The organism is Draconibacterium sp., from assembly GCF_041583095.1.
Classification (GTDB): Bacteria; Bacteroidota; Bacteroidia; order Bacteroidales; family Prolixibacteraceae; genus Draconibacterium.
Window position 1 is genome coordinate 1 of record NZ_JBFHGM010000129.1, and the last position, 13,575, is coordinate 13,575.

The following is a 13,575-nucleotide window of genomic DNA, read 5'->3' on the forward strand; positions in this document are numbered from 1 at the left end:
GATGTTTTGTGGTAATTACCAAATATTTCATTCCAGCATTTTTCGCCAGCTTTGCAATTTTATTGGCATTAAAGTTTTTAGGATTCCAGGTTTCTATCAGTTTCACATAATCTGATTTTGGAATTTGTTGATTGGCCTGAATCCATTCGGCATATTTTCCCTCATCGTTACCGTCATAAATTCCACCAAGTTGACTGTATAAACCAAAATGTATAAACATCCCGTATTTGGCGTCGGTGAACCACTTCATTCGCTTTTCAAAATCTTCTGTTGATTCCTCCAGGTAGTTAACCTGACAATTGGCCGAAACAACTGTTACAAATAGTACAAAAACAAGAATTAAGTATTTCATATGATTTTAAATTAGTTTCAAAACAAATAGTTACAAAACCGAATGTAAAAGAATATATTATTTCAAGCCCGTACTTGCTTTCTTTTATTGGCGTAACTATTGAATAGTTTTTTAGTTGGACTTACTTTTTAAATAAAATGCTGACTTTTACTCTAAGGACTTTTGGTTTATTAACAACCAGTTTCGCCCGTATTCCCGTGACAACCCACGATTCAATTCCTTATTTAAAAACCGGGCGGACTTCATTACGAACTAAATAAATCCCTGAGTGATCAAATTAGAAATAGTTCATATTTTCTATTTCTGTTATGAATCCAATCAGGAATTCTAAATTGTACTTTTTATCTGTAATAACGTTTTACAGGCTGCTGGGTTTCCTACTTAGCGTTCTACAAATAGTTTATTCCGCACTAGCCATACTCCCCATTACCACCACTGCTCATATATTTTTCTGACCTTTCTTAACTAGCTCACATGAAAGGTGTATAAATTATCATTTCACAGAACTCAGCAAATTATTGGATAATTGGATTATCATGTTTTTATTTTACAGTAATATTCCAGACAATTTCATCGGCATTTGCTTCAACTTTAATATCGATTAAAGAATTCTGCGCCACCATCACCTGCTTCTACAACACATATACATATATGCAATAAAAAGCCAGGTTAAATGGATAAACATTAATTCTACCCCAAAAATTTCTTTCTTAAATCCTCCACCTGTTCGTCATTAATAGGAATAAGTTTTCCCAAAGAATTACCCATTATTAAAGACTTAGCACTAAATTCAGCTACCTCAAGTTTATCAAAGGTTCCCAACAAGTTATCGCCGGTTACCAAAACCGAATCGTTATTGATTATCACCGCAGGAGTATTCTCTGAAAGTGTATCTAAAATCGCCTCTTGTCCGGCAAAATGCGATCCGAAAGGCATATTGGGAATATCTTGCAGGAAAATCCAACTTTCGGGAATTGTTCTTACATCAATTTTCTCGCCGGTTACGCTATAACCCATTAGGTATGGAGTTTGAGTAAGAATAATTGAATTTACATGTGGAAAACGTTTATAAATTTCCTGGTGTAACCAGGTCGCTCTACTTGGTACTTTTCCTGGCTCTCGTTTGCCGTCCTTAATCTGCACGATGTCCTTTAGCTGAATATCCCAACGAGCTACATTTGTAGGCGTTATCAGAAAATCATTTTCTTTCCAACGCACTGAAACAGTACCGTAAGAACTTATCATTAAGCCTTGTTCGCAGGCACGTAGCACAATTCGTTGTATTTGCTCACGAATAGTCCGTTCATCCGATGGATAGCTGGTTTTGTCCATTTCAGGCAGTAAACGCGGGATCTGGTTTTCAAATTCTTCAATTTGCTGATCGGTGAGGTAATTGGCCGTACCAATTGTATTTCCGTTAATTAAGGTTCGTGCACAAAACTCCATCGTTTCAAAACGCTGAAAAGCATCGTTCAAATTAATTCCACCCACTACAGTACCGTGGTTTTCCATAATTACGGCATTTACTCCTTTTTCAAATTCATCAGCAATCACATCTCCCAATTCGTTACTGCCAGGCAGGGCGTAAGGTGCATAACCTATAGGACCGATAACATTCTTGGCCTGTGGCAGCACATTGGTATCTGGAATTTGACGCACAATACTAAATGAAACCAGTGCCGGTGGATGTGCATGTATAACCGCTTTAATTTCGGGTCTGCACTTATAAATGGCAATATGAAAAGGATATTCTGAGGATGGTTTATGCCGCCCTTCAATAGAGCCATCCTTTCGCACACAAATAATGTCAGAAGCTCGTAAAGTTCCCTTGTCGATAGCTGAGGGAGTTACCCACACATCGCCATTATCGTCAATAATTGAAATATTACCACCTGATGTAGTAGTTAGTCCCCCTTTGTAAATCTTGTCAATGATCATTATTATTTGATCACGAGGATGCATCCATTTTGTGTTTAATTTTCTCATAATCTCTTTGTATTGTTATTTTTAATTATTCCTATTTGGTAGTATATAATCTAACTGTTAAGTGAATATTGAGCTAGAAGTATACTGCTCGGCACATTCATCTTAGCTTACAGAATGTTTCTCATGAAACTTGTACGATCTGTAGCCATATACCGTAATCACCACAAAACTTATTAGCGGTAAAACAAATGACACATTAACTGCCGGCATATTTCCAATTTGCCCCATATCGATAATAGATCCCTGTAAAGGCGGCATTAACGCTCCACCTACAATTGCCATTACCAGTCCTGCCGCACCCAGAGTTGCATCTTGTCCAATTCCATTTAAAGCAATTCCATAAATTGTAGGAAACATTAACGACATAAATGCAGAAGTAGCGACCAGACAATACAGGCCAGCCATTCCTTCAATCAATATCGCACCAGATATGGTACAGATACCACCTATAGCAAACAACATTAATAATTTTCGGGCATTTACATATTTCATTAATAGTGTACTAATAAACCTGCTACCAAGAAATATTCCCATTGCAACAATATTGTACATCTGTGCTGTGGCCTTATCAATTCCAAGATTATCGGCATATTGAATGATAAAAGTCCAACACATTATTTGAGCAGCCACATAAAATACCTGCGCCACTACTCCTTCGCGATAGATTTTATTTTTAATGAGTCGCTTGAATGAATGGTAGGGATGAATTTCATTTGCGTGACCGGTTTGTGGCATTTTTGTTAGCAAAATAACTACAAACATTACTATTACAACCAAACCGAGAATTACATACGGATTTCTGATGATCATTAAATCGTTAGTACGAATAGCTGCTTTAGTTGCCTCGTCGAGCATAGGAAAAATAAGTTCTCCAGCTGCATTTCTTTTGTCCGATTCCAATGCTGCTAAAACAATTCGCGAAGCTACAAACATCCCCAGAAGCGATCCCATGGGATTAAAAGCCTGCGACAGGTTTAATCGCCTTGTTGCGGTTTCTTCCGCTCCCAGCGACAGAATGAACGGATTAGCTGTTGTCTCTAAAAAGGCCAACCCAAAAGTCAGAATGTATAATGAAACAAGGAAGAATCCGAAAGCCTGAAATTGCGCGGCCGGCCAAAAAAGGAGTGCTCCTGTTGCATAAAGTGCCAGCCCTAAAAGAATTCCTTTTTTATAACTAAACTTTTGAACAAATAAGGCTGCCGGAATTGCCATTGTTGCATAACCTCCATAAAAAGCAAACTGCACTAACGAAGCTTTTGCGTTTGAGATTTCCATTACCGTTTTAAATGCCGCAACCATAGGATTTGTGATATCGTTTGCAAATCCCCACAGCGCAAACAAGCTGGTAATTACAATAAAGGGAAATAAATATTTCCTTTCTACTACTTTCGTTTTATTTGGTTTCATAAGTTTAAAAATTTTTGATTTCTGAATATTCATCTACCCTCTGAAGGAGAAGAAAATCAGGAACTCACACAAGTTTCATTCATTCTCATTATTGTATTCAGAATGCAGAAAAATCATGTTCGTTTCATAAGTTTTATTAGTCAACTGGTGTAACTCCTTTTTTTAATATGATATTTCCGTATTTGGCTAATTCCCCGGTTACAACTACCGCAAAGGCCGATTTTGTCCGCTCATAAAAAGCAAATCGTTCAATTCTTAAAACCGGTTCTATTTCTGAATTTGATTGCCTGGCACTTTCCAAATATCTCTCTTCAACCTTTGGATCGAGCGTGTCGCCTTCAACAGCACTCATCATTATTAAAGGATTGTCGCAATATTCATCCAATTCAAAAAGCGGCAGTATAGCCTCCAGTATATCAGGTATTTTAAGTCCATCAGCCCGAAGAACATTCTTGTTAAAACTTTCAGCCGGAAAATGAGCATCGGCCAAAACAATTTCATCGCCGTGCCCCATTCTACACAATACTGCTAACAATTCGGGGCTCAATAAAGGTGATATTCCTTTCAACATAAGTTTAAAGTTTGATGTATTAAAGTTATTCTTTACCTGAGCGAAGTTTTAGGTAATTTTGATAATATCCCTCGTAAACCTCAGTGTTTATTGAGGGCTCCACAAGTTGTGGATTGTAGTCAATTTGTTTACGTGCTTCGGCAAGCGAATTAAATATACCGGCTCCTTTAAAGACAAACATAGATGCCCCCAGCACGGTAGTTTCTTTTTGATCGATTAACTGAATTGGAACCTTACAAACATCGGCCCGAAGTTGATTCCACAACCTGTTTTTAGATCCGCCTCCCACGCAAATTATACTTTCGGCTTTAAAACTACCAGCAGTTTCAAGCGCTTCAAGTCCTTCCCGTAACCGATAAGCAAGTCCTTCCAAAAATGCACGATATATTTGACCGCGCGATGTGTTAATGGTTAATCCTTTAATCATTCCGCCTTCGCTTCCGTATCCATCATCATAAAATGCAGGATCAACAATAATTCCGCGAGCTCCGGGCTGTTCCTGTTCTGCATTTTCTATCATATTACGGTACAGCTCATCTCCACAATATTCTGAATAAAATTGACGTGAAAACCACTCCAGCACGCCCGATCCCAACCAGTTTTGTCCTATATTATAGATTCCCGCTTCAGCATCAGCTTCCGTGGTTATCTTTTTCTCAAGAGCAAATTCAGAGGCTTTAAAAGTCTTACTGCGAGCCATTAAAATTTCCCAGGTTCCCGAGCTAAGCACCGGTTGATTGAGTTTTGCCCCTGATCCATAGATAGCAAATTGCGTATCGTGGCCAGCTAAAAACACGGGAGTATCTTTAGGTAAGCCGGTTTCGGATGCAGAATGTTCGTTAACCGTTCCGGCCTGACTTCCAGGTTCACCAATTTCACCAAACAATTCACTCCCTACTCCAATGGCTTTCAAAATCTTTGGCGACATTTTACGCGATTTCAAATCAGCCATCATCGCTGTTCCCATCATAGTCGCATCGTTTTTAAAAGCTCCTGAAAGTTTATTAATTAACAGCGAGGGGATAAATAAAAACTGATGTGCATTTTCCAGAACATCAGGCCGGTTTTCACGAAACCAGATCATCTTATTTATGGTATTAAAGGCATAAGGGAATACACCACTGGTTTTATACAACTCTAATAATGGCAAATATTTCTCGATATTGGCCATTATCGGAGTTGTGCGCTCGCATTGCCACGAGATAACCGGATATAATAATTTTCCCTGAGCATCGACAAATGCACCATCTACCCCGAAAGTAGTAACTGTAGTTCCGGCGATACGATTGCAATCTATTTCGGCAGTAATGTGTTTGGCTGCTGAAGCTAATTTCTGCCACAGTTTATCCAAATCCCAAATTCTGCCACCCGGATAATGCGGATCCTTATCGGTTTCGTTAGGAAGTGAGTGTGAAGCAATTTGCTTCCCGCATTTATCCATTGCAATAACCCGAACATTGGTTGCCCCGCAATCAAAAACAATAGCAATATCTTTCTGACTCATAGTTCTAGTTCTATAATGTAGGTAAGGTATTAATTAAGGGACAAGAAGTTATCTCCTTGCCCCTACTCAATAAAAATTCAAATCCTATTTTATACCATATAGTGATCCGTAATTTTCGCATGCCCTATAATCCGCACCTTCCTTTTCTTCACCAAAAGAAGCCCACGAACTTGGACGGAAAATGTCGTCCTCAGAAACATTGTGCATGCTAACCGGAATGCGCAACATGGAAGCTAAAGTGATTAAATCGGCACCAATATGTCCATAGCTAATTGCTCCATGATTTGCCCCCCAATTGGCCATAACTGAATAAACATCTTTAAAAGCGCCTTGTCCTGTAGCTTTTGGAACAAACCAGGTAGTTGGCCAGGTTGGATTTGTACGTACATCAAGTACAGTGTGAATCTCATCAGGAAGTTCAACAGTCCAGCCCTCCGCAATTTGCAATACCGGGCCAATACCTTTCACCAGGTTCACACGCGACATGGTAACCGGCATTTCGCCCTCGGTTTTAAACTGCGATGAATAACCACCTCCACGGAAATAACCGCGCTCTGCCTGAGGCCATTTTGTATTATCCAAACATTTTTGAGCTTCTTCTTCAGTTATTTCCCAGAAAGGTTTCATTACAGGTTCGCCTTCGGCATTGCGTTGTTGTGCAGTTGCATCGAGTGTAGTTGATCCTGAATTAATTAAGTGAATTATACCACCTTCCGCTAATCCTGTTAGCTCTTTTCCGGTAACTCTTTTAACGGCATCAGGACTCCAATACGTTCTAACATCAGAGAAAATCTGAGCTGTATTGGTTAACAAGTGGCCAAATAACATTGGCACCGCATTTAAGCTGTCATTCTCCGTTGCAAACACAAATGCCTCACGAATTCCATTCCAATCGAAGGATGAATTAAGAATCGCTTCAGTAAAATCGGCATTCGGCTTGTAATCAGTCCATTGTCTTTGCCCTTGAAAACCACCACAGATAGCGTTTCTTCCTAAACCTTCTTCTCTAAAACCTTTGTCGATAAGCTTTTGATTACCAATCATCATATCGCGGCAAATCAACGTCATTTTCACAACGGTTTCCCACTCTACTTGCTTTCTTGCATCATCAGCCTGATCTTCCGGTGCATTCGGATCTTCTCCTTCTTTGCAGTTTTCTTTGGTCCAGGCCAGGGCTTTTTGATACTCTTCCTCATCATAGATACCTTCATCTATTCTACGCAAAATTTCTACTGACTCAACAAATTCGGTGCGAATTCCAAGGTAATCCTGAAAAAAGTTAGAATCAACCATTGAACCGGCTATACCCATTGAGCTATATCCAATCGAGAGGTAAGATTTACCTTTCATTTGTGCCACAGCAAGTGCAGACTTAACAAAGCGTAATAATTTTTCCTGAACATCGGCAGGAATGCTTGTATCTCCTGCATCCTGTACATCGCGTCCGTAAATTCCAAAAGTTGGAAGACCTTTTTGTGTATATCCGGCTAAAGCAGCAGCCAGATAAACAGCTCCCGGACGTTCGGTTCCATTGAATCCCCAAACTGCTTTTGGAAGCAGAGGATCTGTATCCATTACTTCTGTTCCGTAGCACCAGCATGGTGTTACCGTTAATGAAACTCCTACTCCTTCTTTTTTAAATTTACTGGCACACATTGCAGCTTCAGCAACACCTCCAATACATGTATCTGCCAGTACACATTCTACCTTTTCGCCACCTGGAAAACGAAGGTTATTTTCGATAAATGCAGCAGCTGCTTTTGCCAACTCCATTACCTGAACTTCAAGTGATTCACGAACACCATTTTCGCGACCATCAATTACCGGACGAATACCTACTTTAGGTAAATCTCCAATTAATCTGTTTGCCATTTTTGATTATGTTTTATTGTTTGTTAATTTTATTTAAGTGATAAGCAAAGGTGAATAAAAGCACAGTTATTTAAAATGCTTAATTTTATTAATTTTGTATCTATTTCTATTAAATAAAACTATGACACGACAGAATATAATTCCGCATTTCGGTGATCCATCGGATGTTACCCAATACTTTCCAAAATATCAGATTCAATTGTTGTGTTGCCGACACTGGTGGCTTGAAAAGTGGGAATTTAAGGAATTGTCTTTTCCATACTGGCGCATTTACCATAACAGTTCAAGCGGAGCTGTAATTATCTACAATGGGAAAGAATATCATCTTGCGCCAAACAAGGTAATTATGATTCCTCCTAACACCTCATATGCTACCAGGTTATATAACAATAAAATTCCAAAGGCCGGTTGTTCGTTACAGGGAGGAAGAGTAAATACTAACTTTTCTGAAGAAAAAGAAAAGTTAGATCAATATATACTGCACCTCTTTATTCATTTTAACATAGGCATTCCATACGACACTTTTCAACCGGGTATCTTTTGTTTCGACTTAACCGATCATTTATTGGAGAAACTACAAATGATTAAGCGCCATTTGAATTATGAAAACACAAAATTCAGCTTTCATATCAGCCTGGCCCTACAATCACTTATTACGGATTTGCTGGCAGAACTGCCTGAAGAAAGCTGGAATATCTTATCGAAAAATCAACGAATTTTAAATAGTCTGGCTTATATTGAGCGGAATATAGATAAAGATTTGAGCAACTCAATTCTTGCAGAAGAAGCAAGAATGTCAACAAATGCATTTATTCAATTATTTTCTAAGGAAACCGGCATGTCTCCGCAGAAGTATATTCGCCAAAAACGGATTAATCAAGCATGTATTATATTACATCATTCAAATTTTTCAATCGATCAGGTCGCTTATAAAACCGGGTTTGCCAACCGCTACCATTTTTCTAAGATTTTTAAAGAAATTTCCGGTTTTTCACCTGCCCAATATAAAAAAGTATTAGCATAATTTATAACCAGCCAATGCAAAGAGAGCGTTGCAAATGTATTATACCGATGTGAAATGAGGATTAGCCTTATCTAAGATAATTCTCCTCGTCAATCGGCATTAACTCCCGAAATTTCGGGATAATTTCACCGTTTCGCTTAAAGCTCACACTGAAAAACAATTGGTATAATATGTTTTACTCAAGTCATCGGGCAATTATGGTTCAATAATTGAGAATCCTAAATACCAGGAGGTGTCAACATATCATATACCAATGGGATTTCTTCCAGAATTTGACCATATTGATTGATTAACCTGAAAACAAGTGAGGGCTGTTCCCCTGAAGTATAAAACGTAAATTCTCCGAAGGCAATAAACCTGTCACCATCATAACCAAACAATTGGTTCTCGGCATTCGGAGCCATGGCGTCCGGCCCGGGAACTCCTCCCAGAGTAGCAACTTCGAATTCATAAAATCTATGTCCGTTTTTTCGGGGAATGGTAAACGATCTTGCTCCGTGTCGATCACCACTAAGCAAAATCACCCCGGAAATTTGATGTCGTTCTATAAACGAAAAAATTTCTTCCCTTGCACCGGTATCCCAGGTTCCCCATGAATCTTTACCATTCGACACATCATCGTTCCACATGGTGCCACTTGAAATAATTTTAAATGTTGCCGTTGAATTTTTGAGGGTATTTTTTAGCCAGTTTTGCTGATCAATCCCAAGGTAAGAAGAATATTCTCCGCGCTTGTTAATTGTTCTGCAGGATCGGGTATCCAACATAATAATTTCTACGGGCCCTATACGAGTATTAAAATAAATTCCTTCACCATCAGGTTCTGGGTTGTTCCAATTTTGTCTCCACACCATGCGTAATCTTTCCCTGCTTTCAGATGTTATTCCATCCGGCATGCCGCTCAGATCATTATTAAGGTAATCGTGGTCGTCCCATGAAGTAAAAAGAGGAATGTTTGCAGCTAATTCTTGCCATGATTTTGAAAGATCACGCAACAAGTAATCGGATCGGTGCATTTCAATGTTATTCTCCCTGTCATCCACAGCTATATCGCCAAGCAACATCATGGCTTTCGGTTTTCTTGCAATTATCTGGTTAACAAGGTTCGGATTTTGAATTCCTATTTTATGAAAACACGACCCAAAAGTTAACCTGAATTCTCCCTGACTTCCCTTTTTCGGCGCAGTAGTAAAAGTTCCTTTTGCCAACACTTGCTTCTGAGATAAAATCTCGTAGCTATAGTTTTGATCAGGTGCTAATTCATTAACAACTACTTTTTTTGCCACACCTGGCTGTACCGATTTAATCGGTATCACTTGCTTACTTATTCCGTTATTGTTTTTTATCAGGAGCAGGAACGGACCTGATGTTGCCGGTCGTAACCAAAGCGTAACACCGTCTGGTTTTAAGTTGCCTAGCATCGGATGCCCCATTAATACGATTTCATGTTTTTGGGCCGATGCGAGTATTTTGGGCTGATTAAAATCAGCATCTGGTATTTCAGAGAAAACAGCTCTGGCATCGAAATAAAACTGTCGAACATTTGCTGGCAGCAATTCGTAACTATCCAGTAGTTTGGTATCTATTTCCAAATCTCCTATGTGTGCCTCGGGCAGCGTAACCTTATGTCGCGCCTGGACAGTATCATTGTTTTGACTGAAACTGTTGGTAGCTATAAAAAGAAATGTCAGAAAGAAAATTTGAACCAAAATAAAATCAATTTGAGTAGCCGGTTTTTTGTTGTATTTTCTCATTTTCTTTCAATTTTACCAGTCCAGATTAATATCGTATTCTGCGAGATCGACACCCCATTTATCAAGCAATACCTTAGCCGCTCTAAGATCATACTGGTTTCTGCTCAGGTCGGGTAACGATTTCATCATTTCTATCACACCATCGATTACGACTGAACTGGAGTCCTGAGTAACATCAATCGAGTTCAGGGCATAGCAGCGGCCAAACTCGTTACTGCTTCCTATTACCTCAAGTAGCGCTTTTCTTGCAATATCCTGTTCCCCCAGACTATAAAGCACTTCAGCCGTTACTGATTTCACACTCGACGAAGGATCATTAAGGGCAGCGACAAGATCCTTTTTAACGGGATCAGCGCTGTTTCCCAGCAGCAACAAACCAAGCGCTCCCCAGTACCGTACCGAGCTGTCTTCATCCTTCAGGTAGTTTTGCAACGCGGAGAGGTTTTCAGGATTACCCATTGTTGCGACTTCAGCTGCGTTTATGATGTTCTCCAGGTTAATTTTCCCCGACCGCATGTAATCATACATGGGTACATCCCGTGTAATTTCAACCATATCGGCTTCAGGAATAAATCCGGTATCATTTATTTTGATTAGCCAGTTTTTGTTCGCATTCCGCATTCTTTCCAATACATCTTTGTACTGTGGATCATTCGCCAGGTTATTTACTTCCCATGGATCATTTTCGGTATCGTACAATTCTTCCTTGGGTTTGGTTTCCCAGAATTTTCTTTGATCCTTATTACACTCACCATTCTGATACGCCTGTTCCCACGACCGAATAGAAGGAGCGCGCCACAAGTATTCCAAATGCTGGCCATAAATCCGGTGAGGCATATAATTTCGAATATATCGGTACTTTTTATCCCGAACAGCACGAGACATATCGTATCTTTCATCCATTCGGCCACGAAACATAAAGGCATACTCAGGATCCTTAGTTTTTTGTTCTCCCAAAAAGGCATCTCCCTGCAAATAATCAGGAATATCCACTCCTGTTATACTTAACAACGTTGGAACCAAATCGACAAAGCTGATCAGCCGATCAACTTTCGAACCGGGCTTTTCGGCAGGAAAAAGGTGTTTGTATTTCTCCGGTATTCGAACGATAAAAGGTACTCTCGTTCCGCTTTCGTAAACATAGCGTTTGCTTCGGGCAAGCACACCGCCATGATCGCCGTAGTAGAACACAATCGTATTCTCGGCTAAACCTGCTTCATCCAATTCTTTCAGCCACTTGCCAATCTGTGCATCCATATCTTCCACCTTATCGTAGTACTGCGACCAGTCGTGTCTCAACTCCGGAGTATCAGGATGATATGGAGGTAGTTTCACATCCTCGGGTTTGTGACGAAGATTTTCGCCGGGTATTGAATTATGAATGCTGCTTTCGTGAGAAATGGTAGTATTGAAAACGGCAAAGAATGGCTGGCTATCCTTCCGGTTCTTGTAATGGGCTTCGCGACTACATTCATCCCAAATAGCATCCGGATCAGCACTACTCGTGTTGTAATCGGTTTTCGAATTATTGGTACAGTAATAGCCCAGTTGTTTTAAATATTCAGGATACGGCTTTATGGTTTCCGATTTGGGATACGAACTTCGCATGTGTTGATTACCTCCCGAAATGGCATAAATACCTGTTAAAATTGTATTTCTGGCAGGAGCACAAACGGGCGCATTTGCATAAGCGTGTGTATACAAAAAGCCTTCTGAGGCCAAGTTATCGAGGTTGGGCGTAGTTGCATAAGCATCACCATAACACCCCAAAAACGGGCTATTATCTTCGCTTGTTAACCACAAAATATTTGGTAATTCTAAAGGTTCTTTTCCCTGGCATCCAACTACCAGAAAAACGAACACAAGTGAAGTGAATAGAATCAATACATCAGAAATTTTAAATTTTCTCATCTGAATTATTTTTTACTCGATTAGAAACAAATCGTTCCTTTTACTTTTGTTTGAAATATTGTGGCAAGGTATAAAATACCTTCTTTTTAACTTTTTCCACCAGAAATTATTCTGCACTACTACATCTTGTTTGAATATGATTTGCCTTAAAAACCAACTTTTACAATGCTCCTATGTTGGGAATACCGGAAATCTGCCTACCTGAAAAATCTTTACCACCATTGTTTTCCAGTTCTTTCCCTGTTTGTATTGCAGGCGAACCTTCTTTTAATCTATATCCCGACAGTCTGTTGGGATCTTTCATATCAATATCGGTTTTTCCACTTCCCGGATTTACAAATTGGGGATTTTTGTTAATTGCTGCTTCGCCTTTCGGACCAACATTTACAAACAGGTTGTTCTCGAAAACGCAGGTTTCATCAGGTTCAAAGCCCCATTCTGCCTTTTCTTCGAAACAGAAAATATTGTTATAAAAGGCAGTTTCAGTTGGTATTCGTGTTTTTCCGGCTGCCACAAAAACGCGTGTTCCTTTACCTTTTCCAAAGTAAATGGTGTTGTTGTAAATTTTCACATCTTTAACTCCGGTTTCTTTTGGAAATCCGTACAAGAATGCCCCCAGCAGTTCATTCTGACTGATGTTATAACGAATGGTAATATCGGTGTTAACCGGGCGTTTCATAATGCCACAAAACCAGTTATTGTCATGGCTGTAATTGTATTGTATTATCGTTCCGCGCGAATTGTAATCAGCATCAAACCCGCCGTGGTCAATGTCATCCGGATTATCGCTGGTATTGCCATAAGCTTCGTTGTATTGCACCACACAGCCAACCGTATTAAAATTAAACACGCTGTGCCCGGTATCGAAACGGCTGTTGTAGGCCAATACATTGTATTCAACTATTGGATTTAAGGCATAACGCATAATTATTCCGTTTCGGCCGGTATGTTCCACTCTATTGCCGCGTATTACAAAGTTTGTCCACGGATGGTAATCATCGCTTTTTATGTTTCCCCAGCTCGACTGATTGGAGATTCCAACGCCTCCGGTGTGTGCAATTCTATTGTTTTCAATTAACAGATTATGAAATTTAGTCTTGACTTGCTCTCCGCGCACCTCAACATAAATACCACCAGTCTTTTTACCTCCAACCTTGCCATTAACATGATGGACATAACAGTTTCGAATAGCTA

At 39.6% G+C, this 13,575-nt stretch carries 10 protein-coding genes; 1 reads left to right on the top strand and 9 read right to left on the bottom strand.

Going from position 1 to position 13,575, the window contains the following annotated elements; translation table 11 throughout:
* The 6 genes from ABZB17_RS12870 to ABZB17_RS12895 form a co-directional block, all read right to left on the bottom strand.
* Positions 1 to 352 (bottom strand): alpha-L-fucosidase (locus ABZB17_RS12870; RefSeq protein ID WP_372650754.1); only part of this gene is annotated, 352 nt, incomplete at its 3' end.
* A gap of 690 nt (positions 353 to 1,042) precedes the next feature.
* Positions 1,043 to 2,338, bottom strand: a complete 1,296-nt coding sequence (locus ABZB17_RS12875) for a class II aldolase/adducin family protein (protein WP_372650755.1) — start codon at positions 2,336 to 2,338, stop codon at positions 1,043 to 1,045.
* A gap of 102 nt (positions 2,339 to 2,440) precedes the next feature.
* Positions 2,441 to 3,745, bottom strand: a complete 1,305-nt coding sequence (fucP, locus tag ABZB17_RS12880; RefSeq protein WP_372650756.1) for an L-fucose:H+ symporter permease — start codon at positions 3,743 to 3,745, stop codon at positions 2,441 to 2,443.
* 136 nt (positions 3,746 to 3,881) lie between these two features.
* Positions 3,882 to 4,316 (bottom strand): L-fucose mutarotase, encoded by a 435-nt coding sequence (gene fucU / locus ABZB17_RS12885; protein WP_372650757.1) that lies wholly within the window; start codon positions 4,314 to 4,316, stop codon positions 3,882 to 3,884.
* 25 nt (positions 4,317 to 4,341) lie between these two features.
* Complete coding sequence (fucK, locus tag ABZB17_RS12890) at positions 4,342 to 5,820, bottom strand: L-fuculokinase (protein ID WP_372650758.1); 1,479 nt, start codon at positions 5,818 to 5,820, stop codon at positions 4,342 to 4,344.
* An 84-nt stretch (positions 5,821 to 5,904) separates the two neighbouring features.
* Positions 5,905 to 7,692 (bottom strand): L-fucose isomerase, encoded by a 1,788-nt coding sequence (locus tag ABZB17_RS12895; protein ID WP_372650759.1) that lies wholly within the window; start codon positions 7,690 to 7,692, stop codon positions 5,905 to 5,907.
* Positions 7,693 to 7,786: 94 nt separating this feature from the next.
* On the opposite strand from ABZB17_RS12895, the gene ABZB17_RS12900 reads away from it, so the two are divergent.
* Positions 7,787 to 8,716 (top strand): helix-turn-helix domain-containing protein, encoded by a 930-nt coding sequence (locus ABZB17_RS12900; RefSeq protein ID WP_372650760.1) that lies wholly within the window; start codon positions 7,787 to 7,789, stop codon positions 8,714 to 8,716.
* 218 nt (positions 8,717 to 8,934) lie between these two features.
* Here ABZB17_RS12900 and ABZB17_RS12905 read toward each other — a convergent pair whose 3' ends face one another.
* The 3 genes from ABZB17_RS12905 to ABZB17_RS12915 form a co-directional block, all read right to left on the bottom strand.
* Complete coding sequence (locus tag ABZB17_RS12905) at positions 8,935 to 10,470, bottom strand: alkaline phosphatase (protein WP_372650761.1); 1,536 nt, start codon at positions 10,468 to 10,470, stop codon at positions 8,935 to 8,937.
* A 12-nt stretch (positions 10,471 to 10,482) separates the two neighbouring features.
* Positions 10,483 to 12,381: a sulfatase-like hydrolase/transferase gene (locus ABZB17_RS12910; protein ID WP_372650762.1), complete on the bottom strand. Its 1,899-nt coding sequence runs from the start codon at positions 12,379 to 12,381 to the stop codon at positions 10,483 to 10,485.
* Positions 12,382 to 12,541: 160 nt separating this feature from the next.
* The coding region (locus tag ABZB17_RS12915) for a right-handed parallel beta-helix repeat-containing protein (RefSeq protein WP_372650763.1) at positions 12,542 to 13,575 on the bottom strand (1,034 nt) is incomplete at its 5' end.

What these genes read in the sequence shown, in the direction of transcription:
- ABZB17_RS12875 (WP_372650755.1), bottom strand. Translation starts at nt 2,338, where the DNA reads ATGAGAAAATTAAACACAAAATGGATGCATCCTCGTGATCAAATAATA.
- fucP (WP_372650756.1), bottom strand. Translation starts at nt 3,745, where the DNA reads ATGAAACCAAATAAAACGAAAGTAGTAGAAAGGAAATATTTATTTCCC.
- fucU (WP_372650757.1), bottom strand. Translation starts at nt 4,316, where the DNA reads ATGTTGAAAGGAATATCACCTTTATTGAGCCCCGAATTGTTAGCAGTA.
- fucK (WP_372650758.1), bottom strand. Translation starts at nt 5,820, where the DNA reads ATGAGTCAGAAAGATATTGCTATTGTTTTTGATTGCGGGGCAACCAAT.
- ABZB17_RS12895 (WP_372650759.1), bottom strand. Translation starts at nt 7,692, where the DNA reads ATGGCAAACAGATTAATTGGAGATTTACCTAAAGTAGGTATTCGTCCG.
- ABZB17_RS12905 (WP_372650761.1), bottom strand. Translation starts at nt 10,470, where the DNA reads ATGAGAAAATACAACAAAAAACCGGCTACTCAAATTGATTTTATTTTG.
- ABZB17_RS12910 (WP_372650762.1), bottom strand. Translation starts at nt 12,381, where the DNA reads ATGAGAAAATTTAAAATTTCTGATGTATTGATTCTATTCACTTCACTT.